This window comes from Vibrio sp. Vf1514, assembly GCF_052076135.1.
Classification (GTDB): domain Bacteria; phylum Pseudomonadota; class Gammaproteobacteria; order Enterobacterales; family Vibrionaceae; genus Vibrio; species Vibrio furnissii.
The window spans coordinates 415297-437704 of the sequence record NZ_CP197267.1; the positions used below are offsets into that span (position 1 = coordinate 415297).

At 49.9% G+C, this 22408-nt stretch carries 16 protein-coding genes and 1 tRNA gene; 9 read left to right on the forward strand and 8 right to left on the reverse strand.

Features of this window, described 5'->3' with window-relative positions; all coding sequences use genetic code 11:
• Nucleotides 1-94 precede the first annotated feature (94 nt).
• The gene (locus ACS18Q_RS02000; RefSeq protein ID WP_004724239.1) at nt 95-793 is read left to right on the forward strand and encodes an oxidative stress defense protein; all 699 of its coding nucleotides are present in this window, start codon (nt 95-97) and stop codon (nt 791-793) included.
• A gap of 159 nt (nt 794-952) precedes the next feature.
• Entirely contained in the window at nt 953-2821 is a 1869-nt protein-coding gene (locus ACS18Q_RS02005; protein ID WP_441257314.1) for a diguanylate cyclase, read from the forward strand.
• Between the two features lie 380 nt (nt 2822-3201).
• Here the strand turns inward: ACS18Q_RS02005 and pykF are convergent, their stop codons facing one another.
• A complete protein-coding gene (pykF, locus tag ACS18Q_RS02010) occupies nt 3202-4614 on the reverse strand; it encodes a pyruvate kinase PykF (RefSeq protein WP_004724236.1) in 1413 nt (470 codons plus the stop codon).
• Between the two features lie 431 nt (nt 4615-5045).
• Between pykF and ACS18Q_RS02015 the strand changes: the two genes are divergently transcribed.
• Nucleotides 5046-5807 carry a DeoR/GlpR family DNA-binding transcription regulator gene (locus ACS18Q_RS02015; RefSeq protein WP_041942634.1) on the forward strand — a complete coding sequence of 254 codons (762 nt, stop codon included), beginning with the start codon at nt 5046-5048 and terminating at the stop codon, nt 5805-5807.
• A 101-nt stretch (nt 5808-5908) separates the two neighbouring features.
• Nucleotides 5909-7741 carry a glutamine--fructose-6-phosphate transaminase (isomerizing) gene (gene glmS, locus ACS18Q_RS02020; RefSeq protein ID WP_441257315.1) on the forward strand — a complete coding sequence of 611 codons (1833 nt, stop codon included), beginning with the start codon at nt 5909-5911 and terminating at the stop codon, nt 7739-7741.
• Between the two features lie 126 nt (nt 7742-7867).
• Here the strand turns inward: glmS and ACS18Q_RS02025 are convergent, their stop codons facing one another.
• Nucleotides 7868-9646, reverse strand: a complete 1779-nt coding sequence (locus tag ACS18Q_RS02025) for a lysophospholipid acyltransferase family protein (protein ID WP_441257316.1) — start codon at nt 9644-9646, stop codon at nt 7868-7870.
• A gap of 683 nt (nt 9647-10329) precedes the next feature.
• On the opposite strand from ACS18Q_RS02025, the gene ACS18Q_RS02030 reads away from it, so the two are divergent.
• The 3 genes from ACS18Q_RS02030 to ACS18Q_RS02040 all read left to right on the forward strand — a co-directional run bounded on the left by ACS18Q_RS02030 (nt 10330) and on the right by ACS18Q_RS02040 (nt 12855).
• A complete protein-coding gene (locus ACS18Q_RS02030) occupies nt 10330-10836 on the forward strand; it encodes a CBS domain-containing protein (protein ID WP_441257317.1) in 507 nt (168 codons plus the stop codon).
• A gap of 17 nt (nt 10837-10853) precedes the next feature.
• The gene (gene mgtE, locus ACS18Q_RS02035; protein WP_441257318.1) at nt 10854-12209 is read left to right on the forward strand and encodes a magnesium transporter; all 1356 of its coding nucleotides are present in this window, start codon (nt 10854-10856) and stop codon (nt 12207-12209) included.
• 109 nt (nt 12210-12318) lie between these two features.
• Nucleotides 12319-12855: an acyloxyacyl hydrolase gene (locus tag ACS18Q_RS02040; protein WP_441257319.1), complete on the forward strand. Its 537-nt coding sequence runs from the start codon at nt 12319-12321 to the stop codon at nt 12853-12855.
• 143 nt (nt 12856-12998) lie between these two features.
• Here ACS18Q_RS02040 and malI read toward each other — a convergent pair whose 3' ends face one another.
• Nucleotides 12999-14021, reverse strand: a complete 1023-nt coding sequence (malI, locus tag ACS18Q_RS02045; RefSeq protein WP_441257320.1) for a Mal regulon transcriptional regulator MalI — start codon at nt 14019-14021, stop codon at nt 12999-13001.
• A 236-nt stretch (nt 14022-14257) separates the two neighbouring features.
• Here malI and malX point away from each other — a divergent pair, with 236 nt between their 5' ends.
• Nucleotides 14258-15829 carry a maltose/glucose-specific PTS transporter subunit IIBC gene (gene malX, locus ACS18Q_RS02050; RefSeq protein WP_014205802.1) on the forward strand — a complete coding sequence of 524 codons (1572 nt, stop codon included), beginning with the start codon at nt 14258-14260 and terminating at the stop codon, nt 15827-15829.
• Between the two features lie 77 nt (nt 15830-15906).
• Entirely contained in the window at nt 15907-17085 is a 1179-nt protein-coding gene (locus ACS18Q_RS02055) for a MalY/PatB family protein (RefSeq protein WP_441257321.1), read from the forward strand.
• 475 nt (nt 17086-17560) lie between these two features.
• On the opposite strand, the gene ACS18Q_RS02060 is transcribed toward ACS18Q_RS02055, so the two are convergent.
• The 5 genes from ACS18Q_RS02060 to rpsU form a co-directional block, all read right to left on the reverse strand.
• Nucleotides 17561-17636: transfer RNA gene (locus ACS18Q_RS02060), tRNA-Ile, on the reverse strand.
• Nucleotides 17637-17777: 141 nt separating this feature from the next.
• The gene (gene rpoD / locus ACS18Q_RS02065; protein ID WP_392442816.1) at nt 17778-19664 is read right to left on the reverse strand and encodes an RNA polymerase sigma factor RpoD; all 1887 of its coding nucleotides are present in this window, start codon (nt 19662-19664) and stop codon (nt 17778-17780) included.
• A gap of 97 nt (nt 19665-19761) precedes the next feature.
• Nucleotides 19762-21507: a DNA primase gene (gene dnaG, locus ACS18Q_RS02070; protein ID WP_004724206.1), complete on the reverse strand. Its 1746-nt coding sequence runs from the start codon at nt 21505-21507 to the stop codon at nt 19762-19764.
• Between the two features lie 118 nt (nt 21508-21625).
• A complete protein-coding gene (locus ACS18Q_RS02075) occupies nt 21626-22069 on the reverse strand; it encodes a GatB/YqeY domain-containing protein (RefSeq protein ID WP_014205786.1) in 444 nt (147 codons plus the stop codon).
• Nucleotides 22070-22097: 28 nt separating this feature from the next.
• Nucleotides 22098-22313, reverse strand: coding sequence for a 30S ribosomal protein S21 (gene rpsU, locus ACS18Q_RS02080; RefSeq protein WP_001145625.1), 216 nt, complete (start codon nt 22311-22313; stop codon nt 22098-22100).
• Between the last annotated feature and the right edge of the window lie 95 nt (nt 22314-22408).

The window sequence follows — 22408 nt, forward strand, 5'->3', positions numbered from 1 at the left end:
CACCTATGATAGAGCCAATGATTTTGACCGGATCGTCATGCAGACGACCGGATTTTGGCTAGGTCACCTAGCGTAAACCGATAAGGTAAACGGCATGAAATTGATCCCTCAGCTTGCGATTGTGGCGTGCTTATTTGGCGCAGCCAGCGTTCAGGCGCAAGACCCTAACTTTCCGCATTTGGTGACCACTGGGTACGGTGAAGTCGTCGCAAAACCAGACATGGCGCAGTTCTCTGTGAAAGTGACGGAAACCACCATGAATGCCGAGCAAGCTAAGGCTGCGGTCGACAAAGTGGTTACGGCATTTACCGCGCAGCTGAAAGCGACGGGCGTCAATGCGCAGCACATCTCCAGCTCCAACCTCTATTTGGCACCGCAATACCATTACCCGAAATCCGGCCAACCGGAACTGGTCGGCTACCGCGCGTCACGCAGTGTAACGGTGGAAGTGGATGATGTGGCCAACCTGAACCAGTATTTGGATGTGGCACTGGCCAACGGCATCAATCAGGTTGATAACGTGCAGCTGAAAGTGCGTGATGAAGCGAAATACCAACAGCAAGCCCGCATGGCGGCGATTGAAGACGCGAAACTGAAAGCGCGCTCGATTGCCAAAGGGTTCAAACGCAACTTGGGCGGCGTGTGGCGAATTGATTACAACACCATGAATCCGCAGCCCGTGATGATGCGTGCGATGAGCATGAATGAAAAAGTCAGCGCGAGCGATACTTATCAGGATGCCACGTTGGTGATTCGCGATCGCGTAGATGTGATTTATAAACTGGCAGAATAAACACCCCATCATGCGGTAAATAGCCAGGATCATGCTCGATTCTGGCTGTTTTATTTCGACACAATCAAAACCGAGTCTGCGGTCGCTTTTTTATTCAGTGCGCATGAAATGGTGATATAGTACCCACCTTCTTTTTCGCAGGGATGATAGTGCAGGGTCATGAGGTTTTCGAGAGTCGTCATATTTCTTCTCATCGCCTGTACGTTGATCACCACCGCGATTACCGCGTATTACGTGCAACGCTATCAGCAGCTCAAGCAGAGCAACATCACCGAAACCGCGCGCGAAGCGCTCAATCAGCTCACCTACAGTGAGCGTGAGTTCTCCCGGATTCAAGAACAGCTATTTTCGGTCGTTGACCTGTTAGGTCATAGCCAAAGTACGTACGACTTCGCTCAGGCGCCAACCCCACAGCATCAATCTCGTTTGGCGGGCGTGTTTATGTCGGTCGCCAAGAGCCAGAAATGGTACGACCATATTCGCTTCATGGATGTGCAAGGGCAGGTGTTGATTCGCGTCGATTACTCGGCGGCTGCGCATCAGGCCAAAGCGGTTGAGACTGAGGAGCACTACCAACAGAGCGCATTACTGCGCTACGCGCAATCATTGGGGGATGACCAAGTGGGCGCTTGGAGTGGGACACGCCGTGTGAAGCGGGGCGAGACGATGGAGACGATTCCTTCCGTCTGTGTGGTGACGCCCATCAATATGGCTGGCCAGCGGGTCGGGTATGTGATGATTGATGTGGACATTCTCAATCTGTCGAATCGTCTCAGCTACGCGCTGGATGCTACCCTGCGGCCAAAACTGATTTCGAATACAGGTGTCTACCTGACGCCGGAAACGCCGTTCATGCACAACCAAGACAGCGCCTATTCACCGCATCACTTTGCGCGTGAATACCCGTTCTCGTGGGCGCAGATGCTGCAGCAGGCACGCGGCTACCGCCAAGAGGCCGACCATCTGTTGGTGTTCACCACCATGGCGTTTGCTGACAAGCAACAACTGCATTTGGTGATCAAACTGACCCAAGCCCAACTCACGCATCGCGTCGCGCGCGATCTGAACGATCTGGTGAAAGAGGGCGTGTTTGTCTTTTTGATCGTGCTGATTTTTGCACTGCCGACCATTTCCATGGCGCTGCATTACCATCGACGGACGATTGAAAGCAAACTCGCGCGTGCGGCGCTCAGTGGCATGTCGGCGGTGATGATCTCTGATAAGTCGCACCAAGTGATCATGGTCAACGAAGAGTTTGAAACGATGACCGGGCTGAGCAGTCATTGGGTGCTGGGACGGAACGCGCTCAAAGTGCTGCTGAGTCACCACGGCATGGATCAGGTGCTCAACGTGCTTGAAAAAGTGTCGGAACAGCATAGCTGGGAAGGGGAAGTGGAGTTGGTCACCGAGGATCAGCAGATGCTCACGACCATTGTGCGCATTCAGGCCATTTTCGAAGCGGGTCGCGTGAGCTACTACATCACCTCGATTATTGATATCAGCGAGCGCAAAGCGTTGGAAAACCAACTGCGCGAGCTGAGTGAAAAAGATTCCCTGACACACCTTTGGAACCGCCGCAAGTTCGAACAAGAGCTGCAAACGCAGACGCAACTGGTCGAACGCTATGCCCACAATCATGACGCCTGCTTGGTGTTGATCGATATTGATTTTTTTAAACGCATCAATGATGAACAAGGGCACGATCAGGGCGATCGTGTGATCATTCAGGTCGCGCAGATCCTCACGCACCAGCTACGCAGCACCGATTTTATTGCGCGTATTGGTGGCGAAGAGTTTGCGGTGATCATGCCCCACACTGCCATTGACGAAGCGCACCGCGTGGTGGATCGTTTGCGTGCTGCCGTGGCTATCGACCAAAGTCTAACCGTGACCATTAGTGCGGGTGTAACCGACCTGACGTTCGACAGCAATCGCTCGTATAAATGTGCTGACATTGCACTGTATGAGTCGAAAACATTGGGCCGAAACCGCGTATCGGTCTGCCATAGCAGTGATGATGTCGCCTAGTGTCACACTTTTCTGACAATGCGACTAAAGTCTAATTTTTATTCCCGCTTGAGCTAAACTGATTAATAAGTAAACTGTCGATCTTTTCATCGATGGTCGCCCAAATTTGAATGGAGCAGTCACTTTTTCCGCAGTGGGGCGGGGAAAGGGAACGGAAATCGCACACTCTGGGCAAGACGAGGCAGAGTATGGTTAATCATTTTCTAGTGAGGCTCACGATTGGCTTTTTGTTGGTGTTAGGATTTAAGCTCAGTGCGCTTTATTTCCTGCCGATGGTGTTATTGCTTAACACCCACCACAAAGAGTTTTTTGGTTGGTAAGAGACAGAAACAAAAAATCGGGGCCATGCCCCGATTTTTTTATGTGCTGAACCGACTGAATTACAGTACGTGTACAGACGTTGTGTTGGTTGTGCCAGATGCCACAAGTGCACCAGAAACCATCACCACGATGTCGCCTTTTTTACCTAGGCCAGATTCTAGTGCGATTTCTTTACCCAGACGGTAGAAATCATCAGTGCTGTCGATAGAATCCACAACCACTGGAGAAACACCTTTGCTCAGAACCAACTGTGCAGCAGTTTTCTTGTTGGTGGTAACCGCGATGATGTTTGCAGTTGGGAAGTACTTACGTACTGAACGTGCAGATTTACCCGCTTCAGTTGCAACGACGATCAGTGGCGCTGCTAGTTTCTCAGCAGTGTCCACTGCACCTTTACATACGGCTTCAGTGATGCGTAGGCGTGGGCTGTCCAGACGAGAACCCAGTTCCGCTTTCAGCGCTGAATCTGTACGGTTTGCGATTTGCGCCATGATGGTTACTGCTTCAACAGGGTATTTACCTTTCGCAGTTTCACCAGACAGCATGACTGCATCAGTACCGTCCATGATCGCGTTCGCAACGTCGCCCGCTTCTGCGCGAGTTGGACGTGGGTTTTTGATCATTGAATCTAGCATTTGCGTTGCAGTGATAACCACTTTACGTGCGCGGTTACATTTTTCGATCATCATTTTTTGCGCGAAGATAACTTCTTCTGCTGGGATTTCTACACCCAGGTCGCCACGTGCAACCATGATGCCGTCAGACAATTCTAGGATTTCGTCGAAGTTGTCTACGCCTTCTTGGTTTTCAATTTTAGAGATGATTTGGATGTTTTCGCCGCCGTTTGCAGCCAGAACTTCACGAATCTCTTTCACGTCAGAACCTTTACGGATGAAAGAAGCCGCAACGAAGTCAACGCCTTGCTCACAACCAAATTTCAGGTCGTTTTTGTCTTTTTCAGACAGTGCTGGCAGGTTCACAGATACGCCTGGTAGGTTCACACCTTTGTTTTCGCCCAGTGCGCCGTTGTTCAGCACTTTACATTTTACTTCTGAATCAGTTTTCGCAGTCACTTCCATTTCGATCAGACCATCGTCAACCAGAATGGTGTTGCCTACGTTCAGGTCTTGTGCGAAACCAGCGTAAGTCACAGCAACGATGTTTTTGTTGCCAACAACTGAAGTGTCAGTGGTGAATGTGAATTCTTGACCAGCTACTAGATCAACGTCATCGCCGTTTTCCAGTTTGATTGTACGGATTTCTGGACCTTTGGTGTCCAGCAGGATAGCCAGTTGCTTACCTGTGTTTTCCATGACCTGACGGAAGTTCGCAATACGAGTACCGTGCTCTACGTAGTCACCGTGAGAGAAGTTCAGGCGCATCACGTTCATGCCTGCGTTAACCAGTTCAGTTAGCTTCTCTACAGATTCAGTTTTAGGGCCAATCGTACAAACGATTTTGGTCTTTTTCATGGAAGGGTCTCTCCGGTAATAGAAATTAAGAAATAGAAGTTTGGTGCATCGCCCCAAAGTGATCTCGGTGGTGGCAACATGTCGTCTTCAATTGCCAAGTGTAGTTCACGAGTTTCGCTCACTCCAAAGCTGAAAGTCTTTCAACAAGTTTAGTCATTTTATGACCATTTGTTGGGGTTAAAATTTCAGAAATCCGCGACTTAGTCAGGGTAAACGGCCAAAGTTACAAAAATATCACGCCGTATTCTGTAATTTTTTTTCTTTTAGGGTGCGAATTCTACCACTGAACGGCGTCAATATCACTGTTTAAGATTTGTCTTAGGACAAGGTTTTAGCGCGAAATATTAATTTTTTGGATCAAAATAAATGGACATAAATGTTTCGTTTTGATTATACTTCGTTTCGATTCGAAACTTGATAAAAAATAAACCATGTCGAAACGAAATACACAGCTCAGACGCCACGCCATTGCCAACCTCGTGAATGAGCAAGGTGAAGTCAGCGTTGAAGCGCTCTCCAGCCAGTTTGAAACCTCCGAAGTGACCATTAGAAAGGATCTCGCCTCGTTAGAAAGTAACGGTCTGCTGCTCAGACGTTATGGCGGCGCCATTGCGCTTCCCAAAGAGGTAGTCGCCGATGAAATGAACCCAAAAGTTTCGGTTCGAAAGTTAGCGCTTGCCAAAGCCGCGGCGAAATTAATTCGCGACCACAATCGCATTGTGATCGACAGCGGCAGCACCACCGGCGCGTTGATAGAGCAACTGAACGACAAACGTGGCTTGGTGGTGATGACCAACGCCTTGCATGTTGCCAACGCACTCAACGAGTTAGAAAGTGAACCGACGCTGCTGATGACTGGCGGAACGTGGGATACGAATTCTGAATCCTTTCAAGGCAAAGTCGCAGAATCGGTACTGCGCTCGTATGATTTTGACCAACTGTTTATTGGTGCCGATGGCATTGATTTGGAGCGCGGCACGACCACGTTCAACGAGTTGGTTGGCCTGAGCAAGGTGATGGCGGAAGTCTCGCGTGAAGTGATCGTCATGGTGGAATCCGACAAAGTGGGGCGCAGAATCCCCAATCTCGAATTGTCCTGGGACACGATTGATGTGCTGGTGACCGATAAAGAATTGCCCGACGCTGACGTGGCACAAATTGAATCTCATCAGGTGCGTGTGATTCGCGCCTGAGCACAACGAATACCCTCCTTCTCTGACGGGCCTTTTGCTTGCTGCCCCGGCTGGAATGCCACAGAGAAGCTGAAACAAAAAATAGTTACGGAGTTAATACCATGTGTGGAATTGTTGGTGCAGTAGCACAACGTGATGTCGCTGAAATCTTGGTCGAAGGCCTACGCCGTCTGGAATACCGCGGTTACGACTCAGCGGGTCTGGCGGTGGTTGACAGTGAATGTCAGCTCACGCGCGTTCGCCGTTTGGGCAAAGTGCAAGAGCTGGCGGATGCTGTCGATGCGCAGCACGTTGCGGGCGGCACGGGGATTGCGCACACGCGCTGGGCGACACACGGTGAGCCGTCTGAAGTCAACGCTCACCCACACATGTCGGGCGACATTGCCGTGGTTCACAACGGCATCATTGAGAACTACGAAGTGCTGCGCGAACAGTTGCGTGAGCGCGGTTACGTGTTTACCTCACAAACCGATACTGAAGTGATCGCGCACTTGGTGGAATGGGAACGTCGCACGGCAAGTTCACTACTCGAAGCGGTGCAAAAAACCGTGAAACAGCTCGAAGGCGCGTATGGCACCGTGGTGGTGGATTGCAAAGATCCGTCTCGTCTCGTGGTGGCGCGCTCGGGTAGCCCGATCGTGATTGGTTTTGGCGTGGGGGAAAACTTCCTGGCGTCAGATCAACTTGCCCTGCTGAGCGTAACGCGCCGTTTTATGTACCTGGAAGAAGGGGACGTGGCCGAAGTGACGCGCCGCGAAGTGAACGTATTCAACACGTTAGGTGAAGCCGTGACGCGTGACATCGTCGAATCGAATGCCGAACACGATGCGGGTGACAAAGGCCAGTTCCGCCACTTCATGCAAAAAGAGATTTTTGAGCAGCCGAAAGCGCTGATTAACACCATGGAAGGTCGCCTGACCAAAGATTCTGTGGTGACTGAGAGTATTGGCGTGCATGCAGCAGACATTCTGAACAATGTGGAACACGTCCAAATCGTCGCGTGCGGCACGTCTTACAACGCGGGGATGACGGCGCGCTACTGGTTTGAAGCGCTGGCCGGCGTGAGCTGCGATGTCGAAATTGCATCGGAATTCCGTTACCGCAAATTTGTGACGCGTCCAAACAGCTTGCTGATCACCCTGTCGCAATCTGGCGAAACGGCCGATACATTGGCGGCATTGCGTCTGGCGAAAGAAAAAGGTTACATGGCCGCGATGACCATCTGTAACGTGGCTGGCTCTTCATTGGTGCGTGAATCCGACTTCGCATTCATGACGCGCGCGGGGACTGAAATCGGCGTGGCATCGACCAAGGCGTTCACCACGCAACTGGCCGCACTGCTGATGTTGGTGACGGCGCTGGGCAAACAGAAACACGTGATCGACAAAGCGCAGGAAAAAGAGATCGTTGAAGCGCTGCATGCGTTGCCACAACAAATTGAAGCGGCGCTGGCATGTGAGAAAGAGATCGAAACCATTGCCGAAGACTTTGCCGACAAGCAACACACGCTGTTCCTCGGTCGCGGCGAATACTTCCCGATTGCGCTGGAAGCGTCGCTCAAACTAAAAGAGATTTCGTACATTCACGCAGAAGCGTATGCGGCGGGTGAGCTGAAACACGGCCCGTTGGCGCTCATTGATGCCGACATGCCAGTGGTGGTGGTGGCGCCAAGCAATGAATTGTTGGAAAAACTCAAATCCAACATTGAAGAAGTGCGCGCTCGTGGCGGCCTGCTGTATGTGTTTGCCGATCAAGCGGCTGGCTTTGAAGCCGATGCCACAATGAAGATTGTTACCATGCCGCACGTCAGCGACATCACGGCGCCAATCTACTACACCATTCCGATGCAGTTGCTGTCATACCATGTGGCTCTGATCAAAGGCACGGACGTTGACCAACCGCGCAACTTGGCTAAAGCGGTGACGGTTGAATAACGGGAAAGTGTGTTGACATGAAAAGGGCTGCCATGGGCAGCCCTTTTTGCTGATGGGGTGGCGTTGAGAGACGCTTGCGTTGACGCTGACCGACTCGCACATGTTCTTCAGATGACGACGATGGCTTCAAGTGAGCGCCGTAAGGTCCGGTGACTGGGCGTGATGATCAAGGTAGTGCTGCGCTTCGTCGCTGCCCATATATCGGGCGAGCGTACGCTGTGGCACGTGACGTAAATCGACCACAATTAACCCATCGAGCGCGTCGTTAAAATCGGGGTCGATGTTGAAGCTGACCAGTTTGCCATTGAGGCCAAGGTATTGGCGCAATAGCACCGGAATCCCTTTGCCTTCGTCAATGCGCGCAATCACGCGCGATAGCAGTTGCAGGTCGGCGAGCGACGTCAGCAAGCTGGCATTCCACAGGTTTTGGCCGACTGGGAGCGGATTGGTTGCTTCCACCAGTTCGGCCTGTGCTTGGTCGTAATAATGCAGCGTCATGGTGTCGGCCAGCAGGCGACGCGCTTGGTCGCTGTAGTCGCTGCTGATACTCACCGGGCCAAACAGGTGCGTGTAGTCCGGATGACGTTGTACATAAGTGGCGATGCCTTTCCACAGCAGCAGCAGGGGCGCCATGCTTTTTTGGTACGCCTCATCAATCACCGAGCGCCCCATCTCAATCGCTTTGCCCATGTTATGCAAAAAGCGCGGGTCGTATTGAAACAGAGTGCTGGAGTACAGGCCATCAAGGCCGCGACTTGCCAGCAGTTCATCAACCAACCCTAAGCGATACGCGCCGACCAGCACCTCTTGGTCACGATCCCAGATAAACAGGTGCAGATAGTCGCGGTCGAACTCATCAATATCCAGAGATAAACCAGTGCCTTCGCCGACTTGGCGAAAGTTGCGTTCTCGCACGCGGCCAATTTCATGCAGAATGGCGGGAATGTTCTCGGCTCGCGTGCAGTAGACATCCAATTCGTTGTGACGCAGCAGGTGATCCGAAAATGACAGGCGCGTGATGTCTTGGCGCAGATCGTCTAGCGGCAGGCGCGCCTCAATCGGCACCAACGAGCTGTCTTGCGCGGTTTTGTTACGCGTAATGGTGACAGGGTTGTGCAGCAAATAGGTGTTTAGGCGCAGGTAGTTGACCAGTTGCTGATCGCACAGATCGTTTACTTCTTTGTAGTGAATGGTTTCGCCGATCGCGATGTCGATACAGTGCTGTTTTTTATTCAGCAGTTCGCGCCCCAGCATCAGCGTGCGCAGCAGCGGGTGAATTTTCCCGGCCATGTAGAAGCGTTTGGAATTTTGACCATCAATATACACTGGCACCGATTTGGCCTTGTGTTTTTTGATCAAGCGGCTGACCGACTGGCTCCACTCTTTGTCTTCTAAACGGCGCTGTTTGCTGTCGACCCATTGCGACACTTCGCCCGCGGGGAACATCAGCAATAAACCGCCTTGTTCCAGATGTTTATGCGCCTGACGCAGCGCCAGCAAATTGGCTTTGTGCGCTTTACTTGTTTCAAATACATCGACGCCGATAAACAGTTCATCGAGCTCGGGGACGGTTTTGAGATAGTGATTGGCGAGGATTTTGATGTCGGTGCGTCGAGTCAGCAGCAGCTCAGCCAGAATCACCCCTTCCACGCAACCCAGCGGATGGTTTGCCACCACCACGGTCGCGCCTGTTTGCGGCACTTGGCCGAGTGCGCCTTTGACCACTTGGTAATCAATGCCCAACACTTCGAGCGTGAAACGCAGAAACTGCGCCGTATCGCACCCAGCTGGGCGCTGAGCGTAAAATTTATCCAGTTGGTGTAAACCGGTCGCCCATTCGGCGATGTGTTCACCCAGGCCAAACGGGGTTTTGCGCGGCAATTTAAAAGGGCTGGTGGAAAGCATAACGTCCTCACGATCCGTGTTTTATCGTCATGCTAGAGCGCGAGTGTGTCAGAACCGCTGCGATTGGATGAGGCTTTGATGGCGTTTCGATTGCAATTTGGTGACGATGGGCAAAAGCGGCAGCAGGCTTGAGACGTTTGCTTCAGGCTGATATTTCGCGGCTGAATGAATGCTGGGTGAGGTGTGTCAGCGTTTGTGACGGTTTGTCAGCGCAGGGTTAAAAATGTTCACGCATGTTGTGCAATCGTTGACAAGATTTTACGCCAGATTTAGCATCCCGCTCGCTTATTGAGCACAGCGCGTTTTGCGCTGACTATCGTTTAATTTTTCGAGGAACAACAGAAACCTATGGACTCATCGAGTAGTCGAATATCACAGTATGGTCTTTTCGGTTTAACGAAAATGCCACGCGGTTTCTAGTTCACCAGCCTTCTGCTTATGCATGTGCCTGGTGATCATCACTGCTGGCAGATGCAGATTCTCTCATCCGTTTTCGAACATTCCAGTGTCCTGACCAAACCATCTCGGGTTTGGCAACGTTGTTTGCGCGCGTGTTATCGGGCGTGACGGCTTGCGTGCCGAGAAGAACTGTTGGGATCACGCAGCAAACTCGCACGTCATCTCGCGTGGGCGCTGCGGTGCGTTAAGGTTTCTTTGTCCTGAGCAAATCTCAGGAGAGAGCTATGACTGTTACACCCATCTTTGAGCGTCAGCACCGCGTGGTGCTGCGTATGTCCGGTTTTAACCGGGTTCGCGATCATCTCACCCAAGACTGCTTTTGCGTCGGGGACGATCTGAAAGTGCATCATGTCATTCACATGCTGCGCAGTTTGCACATCGTCGGTCAATTGATCGATGCCGTGATCGTCACCTCGGACGAGGGCACTTATTTGGGGCTGGTTCCGCTGTCGGCGTTGGCGGTTGCACAGCCGACATTGCCTATTGTTGCGCTGGCCCAAGGCGCGCAGCACTGGGTTTCCCCCTTTGCGCCCGCCTATCAGGCTGCGTTGCGTTTGCGCCAAAGCCCATGGTCCATGCTGCCGGTGCTGGATGACGAGCGCCGGGTTATTGGTGTGCTGGAAAGCCGCGCGGCTATCGGTATCATTCGCCAGCGTTTGCAACTCTCGCCCTATGAACTGGCAGGCAAAGTCCGTTCTCACTGGTTTCGTTTGACTCATTTTTGGCGCTAAGGCTAGGAGAACTCAGCATGATTCATGAAATGATGGCGCTGCTGCGCCATGCCGACAAAACGCAATTGAATCAATTTATTGCGCGTAATCCCAAGGCCGACTGTGCAGAAACATTGGTTCATCTGTTAGACACGCAGCATGTTTCGCAGGCCGAACTGAAAGACATTTTGCAGTTGCTGACGCCAGATTCCCGAGCCGAATTGTTCAGCTATCTGCCGCTGACCATGCAGGTGGATATCGCACAGCGTATGACGATGGCAGAATTGGCGGCCATGGCGCATCAAATGGCCCCTGATGAGCGGGTTGATCTGTTGGCGTTGTTGCCACAAGACATTCAGCAGCAGGTGCTGCGCTTGATGAACGCGGCGGATCGCGAAAACATCGAGATTCTGTCGGCCTATCCGCAAGGCACGATTGGCGCCGTGATGACCACAGATTTTGCCACCTTAACACGCGATCTGACCGTGGAAGAGGCGTTGGCTCACCTCAAACTGTGCGCGCATGAGAGTGAAACCATCTATCAAGCGTACGTGCTAGATGAGGAGCAAGGACTGCTAGGCATCATCTCTTTGCGAGAGTTGGTGATAGCCGAACCGAGCACCAAAGTGGCGACAATCATGACCAAGGTGATGATCTTTGTGCGCGCGCATGATGAAGAAGCGCTCGCAGCGCAGGCGATCAGTAAATACGATCTGTTGGCGTTGCCGGTATTGGACAACCGCAATCGGTTGGTGGGGATCGTGACGTACGACGACGCGATGGATGTGGCAGAAGCGCAGGCGGATCGCAGCTTTCATAAAACGGCGGCGGTGAATTTTACCGGCAGCCTTAAAGATGCCAGCATCGGCTTGATGTATCGCAAACGAGTGTTTTGGTTGGTGCTGCTGGTGTTTGGGAACCTCTTTTCCGGCGCGGGGATTGCCTATTTCGAAGATACGATTCAAACCTACGTGGCGCTGGTGTTCTTTCTGCCGCTGTTGATCGACAGTGGTGGCAATGCGGGATCGCAGTCGGCCACGTTGATGGTGCGTGCACTGGCGACGGGTGAAGTGGTCGCCAAAGATTGGGCCAAGATGGTCGGTAAGGAACTGGCGATCTCGGCGCTGCTTGGTGCAACCATGGCGGCGGCGGTCTCCTTGCTGGGTTGGTGGCGCAGCGGGGGCGACATTGCTTTGGTGGTGGCGATGACGATGCAAATCGTGGTGATCATCGGGTCGGTGGTTGGAATGTTGTTGCCGTTTGTGCTCAATAAAATGAACCTTGATCCGGCATCGGCCAGTGCGCCACTGATCACCACCATTGCCGACTCCATTGGCGTCATTGTTTATTTCAGTGTCGCCACCATGGTGTTGGATTTTCCGCCGGTGGTTTAACCTTGATGCCCGCAGTGATGCGGGCATTTTTTCAAGTGATTGTCGGCAGGCATGCCAAAATCGACATTGCGAACTAAAATTGTATTTATCAATAACAATGAAGATATACATGATGAATGTCTGCTTTTGGAAGCCATTGATTGTGGGTGTCTCGCTTTGCTTTTCGGCTGCCGCTGACTGCCAATTTGGGTTCGATAGTGTAACTCTGGGCGTTGGAACGTCTTTTGATGATGAGTTGCTGGTGCGGATCGGGATTCAACGCCATCTCGATGCACAATGGTGGGAGAGTGAGGCGGGGCACCTCTCTGCCTACTTGGACTTATCGTTGAATCAGTGGTCGCTCGATGAGGATGAGAACCTGCGCATGGTCGCGCTTTCGCCCGTGTTTTCTTACCAGTTTTCATCGCAGTTTGCTGGCGGCAAACCGCTGCTAGAAGCTGGCATCGGGCTGAGTTATATCAGCAAGTCTGTGTTCAGCGATCGCGATATGGGAGGCAACATCCAGTTCGAAGATCGGCTAACCCTCGGCCTGCGCTACGATGTCGGCGCACTGATGCTCACCTATCTTCACTATTCTAACGGTGGTATTTACTCAAAAAACGCAGGCATGAATTCGCTGCTGCTCAACTTCCGTTATTTTTGGTAGTTAAGGTTTGCTCATTAATTCACAAGTGTAAAAAGCCTGATGAGTTTCGCATCAGCTTTGCCGAACATGGCGTATCAATCAAGGATTGACGTGATGATTCGCCGGCGATTGCAATGCACGACGGCTCGCCGTTGTGTATTCACTTAGGTCGATTCACGAACGATGAGCTTTGGAGACAGCACCAATCGATAGGGTTCAGGATCCACCTCTTTGAGTTGCCTGATCAAGCGTTTTGCGGCTTGTCTTCCCATCTCTCGAGCATTGAAATTGATAAATGTTAGTGGGGGATCTACAAGTTCAGCTTCTTCAACATCGTCAAAACCAATGATGGCGACTTGCTTCCCAATGAACTGATCGTTACCAATGGATCGTCCTACTCGTTTTACGCCATAAACTGCGCCCAAGGCTGTCGATGAGTGATGGCAAAGCATCGCGGTAATCTGTGGATGCTCCAGTAACAATTGTTGCACGGTTTGTGCCGCTGCTGCTTGATTCTTTTCGGACTCCACCACCCATTCCGGTTTGAAGGGTAAACCAAACTGCATCAAGGTGGTGCAATACCCACCAATTCGCTCGGCTCGACACAATGAGCTGCTCGCTCCCCCCACATATGCGATTCTGCGGTGACCTTGTTTCACCAGATGTTCTGTCGCCAGTTTCGCTGCATGCATGTTATCTGGGCCGACATAATCGATGTGTTTGTCTACGGACGAGCGTGAGATGCACACCATGGGAAGGTTGTGTTGCTTGAGGTTGTCGACATTCAGTTGTTGGTTTTCGCCGATGGAACAAAATGCAATGCCCCCCACGCCCTGGCGTGCCATGGTTAATACACAGTGTTCAAATTTTTCTTGGCTATCACCACATTGAGCCAGAAACAACATGTAGCCCTGCTGTTCAATCTCTTCACTTAACCCGGCTGTGACTTCCGCATCATAAGGGTCGCTAATGTCTTTCAGGATCAGCCCAATAATCTCACTGGAATTTGAGCGTAAATTGGCGGCGGCGCGGTTACGAATGTAACCTAACGCCTCTACCGAGGCGTTGACTTTCTCTATGGTGTCGGGAGAAATTCGGCCTTTATTTCCCAATACCATTGAGACCGTCGTTACCGAAACGCCAGCATGTTTAGCGACTTCTGTAATGGTCACTTTGTTTGAAGACATAGATTCACTTTGTGGATTAGAAAAACGTTTTATCAGCAAACTTTAACCGTATTAATCTGATTTTTAAAGCCTGACCGGCTTTAGATAAAAGTTGTTTAACTTGATCACATAACTTTTGGTAAAACGTTTTACCAAAAATTTTAGCGGCGTATATTGAGCACATATCAATAAGACGTCATGACTTCATCGAATGAAGTGCATGAGCCCTACAAGTCCTTAAATTCCGGAGACAGATTATGTCTAAAAGCAACAAATCGACTATTTGGGAGTTTTTGCAAAGCCTCGGTAAGACGTTCATGCTGCCCGTCGCACTGCTGGCATTCTCAGGTATTCTTCTTGGGGTCGGTAGTTCTTTTTCCAGTTCAGCGATTAAAGAAGCGATTCCCTTTTTAGATAATGCGCCATTGCAATATCTGTTTATGTGGATGACCAAAATTGGCCTCGTTGCTTTCATTTATTTGCCTGTGATGTTTGCGGTCGCGATTCCACTCGGATTGGCGCGTGAAGAAAAAGGTGTCGCAGGGTTCGCGGGATTTGTCGGTTATGCTGCGTTCAATCTAGCGATTAACTTTTTCCTCACTGTCGCAGGTGTATTGGATAGTCAATCTGAACGTGTTGCTTATGGCGTCAAAAACATTATCGGTATTGAATCGATTGATACCGGTATCTTGGGTGCGGTGGTGGTGGGGGTGATAGTCGCCAAGCTTCACCAACGTTTCTACACCTTTAAAATGCCAGATGCGCTGGCCTTCTTTGGTGGTGCCCGTTTTGTTCCGATCATTTCTGCGCTGGTGCTGGGTGTCGTGGGGGTCTTTATTCCATTTGTATGGCCTTACTTCGCGGCAGGCATCAATGGCATCGGTCATGTGATTGAAAGCGCAGGCGACTTTGGTCCTATGCTATTTGGTACTGGGGAACGCTTATTGCTGCCCATTGGGCTTCACCATATTTTGGTTGCCTTAATTCGATTCACCGAGGCTGGTGGCACCATGGATGTGTGTGGTCAAACGGTGTCTGGTGCGTTGAATATCTTCTACTCGGAACTCTCTTGTGCGGATACCACGACGTTTACACCAGAGGTCACAGCCTTCTTATCTCAAGGGAAAATGCCGACTTTCCTTGGTGGTTTACCTGGTGCTGCTTTGGCGATGTACCACTGTGCCCGCCCGGAGAACCGCTCAAAAATTAAAGCGTTGCTCATCTCTGGTGTAGTTGCATGCATTGTTGGTGGTATCACTGAGCCGCTAGAATTCCTGTTCCTGTTTGTTGCTCCTGTGCTTTATGTTGTGCATGCCATCCTCACCGGTTTGGGATTCATGGTGATGGGATTGCTTGATGTGACCATTGGTAACACTGACGGTAACCTCATTGACTTTTTGGTATTTGGCGTCCTGCAAGGTACCGCAACGAAATGGTACTTGGTACCGCTTGTCGCTGCTATTTGGTTCGTGGTGTATTACTCAGTGTTTAAGTTTGCCATCACCAAGTTCAATTTAAAAACACCGGGCCGTGAAGTGGATACGGCGGAAGTGGATAAAGAACTTGAAGCGGCGTTCATCAACGAATCGGGTAAAGGTGCTGCGGTGCTTGCGGCACTGGGTGGAAAAGAGAACATCACTTCGTTGGATAACTGCATCACACGTCTTCGCCTTTCTGTGAACGACATGAGCTTGGTGAATGATGCCAAATTAAAAGCGCATGGCGCTCTTGGCGTGGTGAAGCTGGATCAGCACAACCTGCAAGTCGTGATTGGAACGCAAGTCCATCTGGTTAAAAACGAAATGCAAGCCATCATGTCGGCAAGTTAATCATTGTTTTTGAATATAAATACCTCAGCACTATGGTTCTTTGAACGGTGCTGAGGATGTTCAATTGGAAGGTTGGTATGACTCAGAAATTCGACTTCGATACGCCTATTGATCGCACTGGTACTTACTGTACGCAATGGGACTATGTTCAAGATAGATTTGGCAAGTCTGGTCTGTTGCCTTTTACGATTTCAGACATGGATTTTGCCGCGCCAGAGGTGGTCATCCGTGCGCTAAAACAGCGGCTTGAGCATCCGGTGCTGGGCTACAGTCGCTGGAATCATGATGATTTTAAAACCGCAATCAGTCATTGGTATTGCTCTCGTTTTGATTGTGACATCGACACCAATCAATTGGTTTACGGCCCCTCTGTCATCTATATTGTGTCGAAATTAATAGAACTGTGGAGCAAGCCGAATCAAGGGGTTGTTTTTCATACACCTGCTTATGACGCATTCGATAAAATGATCGAAGGGCAAGATAGAAAATGTGTTCGTAGCGAGCTGATTAAGCTGCAAGGTCGATTCGAAATTAATTGGCCTGACCTAGAGAGCAAACTAGCTGATGACAACAATACAGTGTTGTTATTATGCAGCCCTCATAACCCAACAGGACGGGTATGGAGCCGCTGTGAACTCGAAAAAATTGCAGCGTTGTGTGACAAATACCAAGTCAACGTAATTTCAGATGAAATTCATATGGATGTGTGTTTTAAACAGCACATACCCTATGTGGGCATGAGTCGTTCAGGGCAGTGGGCGGTGGTGACTTCTGCATCTAAGTCATTCAATATTCCAGCACTCAACGGTGCATATGCATTGATTGCAGATGCCAGCATACGCGAGCGCTATCTACATAAACTGAAAGCAGTGGACGGGCTCTCGTCGCCGTCTATTCTTGGCGTTCTTGGCACGATGGCCGCTTATAACCAAGGGGAGCCTTGGTTAAATGCACTCAATGCGTATGTCTTTGCGAACCATCAGTATGTACAAGAAACACTGCACAATGCATATCAGGACATTCACTATGTCATACCTGATGCGACATACTTAGCATGGATTGACTTATCGTCGTTAGATCTGGATATGTCATTGCTTCATCAGACGTTAATTGAACGATTCAATGTCGCGATCATGTCTGGTGATGTTTATGGCGATTCAGGAAAGGGATACCTACGGCTCAATCTTGGCTGCCCTCGTTCTAAAATTGAACAGGGGTTGTCGGCATTGATTCAAGCCATTCAATTACAACGTTAAAACTCAATTCCCCCCTTCTCATCATCCAAATCATTAGTAAAACGTCGCTTTCAATCCCGTTTGGAAACGACGTTTGTACGTATAAATTTCAGTATTATCAACGCGCTTATCCACATCTAAATCATCTCATTCTTTGCTGTGGGCGAGTGTTCTTGTATAGGAATCGTAACGAAATTGATTGATGAGGGTATCGGTGCTCTGAATGAGAGATAACATAGTTATTATTTTTATATCAATAGCTTATGCATTTTAAACTTGTGTTCTAAGGGCGTGTGTTGCTTAGAACTAATAAGGAATGGATAGCGAGGATAGTGGATCTCACTTTGACAGGGAAAGTGTGACTCTGTGGTGACTGCGTGGAGAGTTTCGGCTGACCTAATGGACCAGAGCTTACCGGAAGTAATTGCGGACCGGATATAGACCGGACTAGAAAAGATAAAGGCGCATGAATTTCTTCATACGCCTTATCGGGATTTGGTGGCCCCTATTGGGTTTGAACCAATGACCAATCGATTATGAGTCGACTGCTCTAACCACTGAGCTAAGGGGCCGAATAGGGGAACGATTATAGGGGATGGGCTGTGGAGTGTCTAGCCGCAAAGTAGGGTAATAGCGCTTAGTTTTTATTCACTTAGCACCATCAATAATAAAAAAGGTGAGCCATAGCTCACCTTTTCTTTTGTAACAAATGCTTACTCGTCGAGGAAGCTGCGCAGTGTTTCTGAGCGGCTTGGGTGACGCAGTTTACGCAGAGCTTTTGCTTCGATCTGACGGATACGTTCGCGAGTTACGTCGAACTGTTTGCCCACTTCTTCGAGCGTGTGGTCCGTGTTCATGTCGATACCGAAACGCATACGCAGTACTTTGGCTTCACGAGGTGTTAGGCCAGCCAGAACGTCACGAGTGGCTGCTTTCAGGCTTGTCGCCGTTGCAGAATCCAGTGGCAGTTCCAGTGTGGTGTCCTCGATGAAATCACCCAGATGCGAATCTTCGTCGTCACCGATTGGTGTCTCCATTGAGATTGGCTCTTTGGCAATTTTCAGTACTTTGCGGATTTTGTCTTCCGGCATTTGCATGCGTTCAGCCAGCTCTTCCGGCAGTGGCTCACGACCCATTTCCTGTAGCATCTGACGAGAGATGCGGTTCAGTTTGTTGATCGTTTCGATCATGTGAACCGGAATACGGATCGTACGCGCTTGGTCTGCGATGGAGCGAGTGATCGCCTGACGGATCCACCATGTTGCGTACGTCGAGAATTTGTAACCACGACGGTATTCAAACTTATCAACCGCTTTCATCAGGCCGATGTTACCTTCCTGAATCAGATCCAAGAATTGTAGGCCACGGTTGGTGTATTTCTTCGCGATAGAAATAACCAGACGTAAGTTCGCCTCAACCATCTCTTTCTTCGCACGGCGGGCTTTCGCTTCACCGATAGACATGCGACGGCTGATGTCTTTGATGCGTTCGACGGTCAAAGAGGTTTCTTGTTCGATGATCTGCAGTTTTTGGATAGAACGGCGAATGTCATCTTCGTACAGACGAATTTTGTCGACGTACGGTTTGTCAGATGCCAGCACTTGATCCAGCCATGCTTCGCTCGATTCGTTGCCTGTAAAGACGGCGATGAACGATTTCTTCGGCATTTTTGCCACTTCAACCACAGACTTCATGATCAGACGTTCTTGGGTGCGAACGCGATCCATCGAGGTACGAAGGGTATCAACGAGGTGATCGAACTGTTTTGGTGTCAGACGGAATTCACGGAAGACGTCTAGTACCAGATCGGTTGCTTGTTGCGCTTTTGAGCTTTCGTTGCCGTGCTCGTTGATCGCCAATTGCAGGTTCTGGAACTTGTTACGTAGTTCAGTGAATTTTTGCAGCGCTAGCTCAGGGTCGATACCGACTTCTTCTTCGCTATCGTCATCGCTGTTGTCATCACCATCTTCGTCTTCATCTTCGTCGTCATCGCTGTCGACGTCTTTCTCTTCTTCTTCGTCTTCCAGATCCGCACCGCTCAGTTCAGAACCGATGTGGGTTGCTGTTGGCGCAGAAGTTTCTTCTTCGTTTGGATCAACAAAGCCAGAGATCAGATCGGTCAGGCGTAGTTCTTCTGCCTGAACTTTATCAAACTGTTCAAGAATGTATGGGATGGTGCCCGGGTATTCTGCTACGGCGCTTTGAACTTGGTTAATCCCATCTTCAATGCGTTTAGCAATATCGATTTCACCTTCACGAGTCAGTAGTTCAACTGTACCCATTTCACGCATGTACATGCGGACTGGATCGGTCGTTCGACCAATCTCGCTTTCTACGCTTGACAGCGCAGCGGCAGCGGCTTCTGCTGCATCTTCATCAGTGATCGCGTTGTCGTCGTTTAACGCGAGATCATCGGCATCAGGAGCAGTTTCGACTACTTTGATACCCATGTCATTGATCATCTGAATAATATCTTCTACCTGTTCAGAATCGACGATCTCAGCAGGTAGGTGGTCATTTACTTCGGCGTAGGTCAGATAGCCTTGTTCCTTGCCTTTAATGACAAGTAGTTTAAGCTGTGACTGCGGATTTTGATCCATAGACGGTATCCAACTTCGTATCTGGTGAAGGAATAGTATGCGAAATGCAAACCACGTATATTAACAAATTTATTCGTTGCTGACTATTTAAACTGGGTTACGCTTTTAATTCTAGCATTAACGCTACTAGCTCCCTTTTTTCCTCGGCTGATAAACCGACGCTTCTTTCTTTAGCCTGCAAGTTTTCAATTTGTTTCTCTACGCACTGGGCAAGAATTTTGTCCAATGAGTCTAAAAATAGTTCTTCTTGGTTGTCTTCGACAAGGGGGATTTCCCAGCTTGCCAGACGAGACAGAAGTGCCTCATTTTTACTGTTGCGCCAATGTTCAAGTAATTGGCCTGTTGAGATATGGGGATATTGTCGGCAATTTTCAAGGACCTCGACCAACAAACTCAGCCCCGGAATCGCCAACCCCTTAACGCTGGTAAGGTCAGGTACCATATCAGCATAGCTCGGATTCTGCAGAAGCAAAGCGATAACTTCTCGCATTGGTGTGCGTTTAATTTCTTTGTGCGGCTGTGGCCGACTCTTGGCATCGCTCGGCAAACTCGGTTTTTTGTAAATACCGGTTTTCTGTTCGAGGATTTTCAACAACTGATCTTGTAAGGATTCGTCTGGAATCTTGTTGATCAGGGGCAGTGCCATTGCTTCTAGTGCCGCTTTCCCTTCGTTATTGCCGACGTTAACTTGTGACAGCAGGTTGGAGAAGAGGTATTTCGATAACGGCTCTGCCTCGTGCATTTGCTGTTCAAACGCTTCTTTCCCGTACTTACGCACGTAGCTGTCTGGGTCTTCGCCATCGGGCAAAAACAGGAATTTCAGGATGTTGCCACTTTTTAAGTAGCTCAACGCGTTTTCTAAGGCGCGCCAAGCCGCTTCTCGACCTGCGCGGTCACCATCGTAACAACACACCACGGTGTTGGTTTGACGAAACAGTAACTGCAGGTGATCGCCTGTGGTTGATGTTCCCAGTGATGCCACGGAGTAGTCAATGCCGTATTGCGCCAGCGCCACCACATCCATATAGCCTTCGACCACCAAAATCTGGGGTGGTTCACGGTAGGCTTGCAACACTTCGTAAAGGCCGTACAGCTCTTTACCTTTGTGGAAGATGGGGGTTTCTGGCGAGTTCAGGTACTTCGGTGTACCGTCACCCAGCACGCGGCCGCCAAAGCCAATCACGCGGCCACGACGATCGCGAATTGGGAACATCACTCGGCCACGAAAACGATCGTAGCGATTGCCGTTGTCGTTTTCGATCAGCATGCCACCCGACACCAACATGTCTTGGTTGTGGCGGCTCTGACCAAAGTTTTTACGCACCAAATCCCATTCGTCAGCCACGTAACCAATGCCGAACTTCTGAACGATTTCACCCGATAAGCCACGGTTTTTGAGGTACTCAATCGCATCGCGGTTCGAGGAGACTTTCAACTGTTGGCGATAGAACTGGGCGATGCTGCCCATTAAATCGTACAGGTTACGTTTTTCTTCGCTGTTGGCGCGCGGTGTATTCTTGTTGAAACCGCCGTTGCTGCGTTCTTCACGAGGCACATCAAGGCCAAGGAATGACGCAAGCTCTTCAATGGCTTCAGGGAACTCCAGACGCTCATATTCCATCATGAAATCGATGGCGTTACCGTGCACTCCACACCCAAAACAGTGATAAAACTGTTTCTCTTGGCTGACGCTGAAAGAGGGGGTTTTTTCGTTGTGGAACGGGCAACAGGCGCTGTAGTTTTTACCCTTTTTTTTAAGTTTTACACGTGCGTCAATGATGTCGACGATATCAAGCCGAGCCAGGAGGTCATCAATAAAACTACGAGGGATTTGTCCTGCCATAAAACCTAAAAGAAAGAACTGAAATTCAAAGAAACGTACTCGCGTTCGGGCAGAGTACAGATACAAACAAGCCGTGCGTTCCAGAGGATAGCACGGCTTGATGCAATTGGGTGTGGGGTTAAGCGAGTTTAGCGCGAACTAAACCGCTAACTTTACCCATATCTGCACGCCCTTGAATTTGCGGTTTCAATAGCGCCATCACTTTACCCATGTCTTGCATGCCCGCTGGTTCAGCTTCCGCAATCGCACTGTCAATCAGCGCTGCTACTTCGTCTTCACTCAGTGGTTGAGGCATAAATTCCTCAAGAACCGTGATTTCTGCTTTTTCCGCATCAGCAAGATCCTGACGGTTTGCTGCTTCGTACTGCGTAACAGAATCGCGACGTTGTTTAACCATTTTGGTCAGCACAGCAAGAATGTCGTCATCGCTCAGAGTAATCTGTTCGTCAACTTCACGTTGCTTAATGGCTGAAAGGGCTAAACGAATTGTGCCAAGGCGCGGTTTGTCCTTGGCTTTCATCGCTAATTTTTGCTCTTCTTTGAGAGTGTCAATTAGAGCCATAACGTATTCCTTAGTTAGGAATTAGTTATTAGTACAGGCGAACGCGACGAGCGTTTTCGCGAGCAAGCTTCTTAGCGTGACGCTTTTGAGCTGCTGCTTTAGCGCGTTTGCGAACTGTAGTTGGTTTTTCGTAGTGCTCACGACGACGCACTTCAGAAAGGATACCTGCTTTTTCGCAAGAGCGCTTAAAACGACGTAGTGCAACGTCGAACGGTTCGTTTTCACGTACTTTAACTACTGGCATATGCCTTTCACCTCAGGGGTTAATTCGTTAACGCTGGTATTGTGTGACCAAAACAATGATTTGTTTAGTCGTAACCAGCTTGATCAAAAATGGTG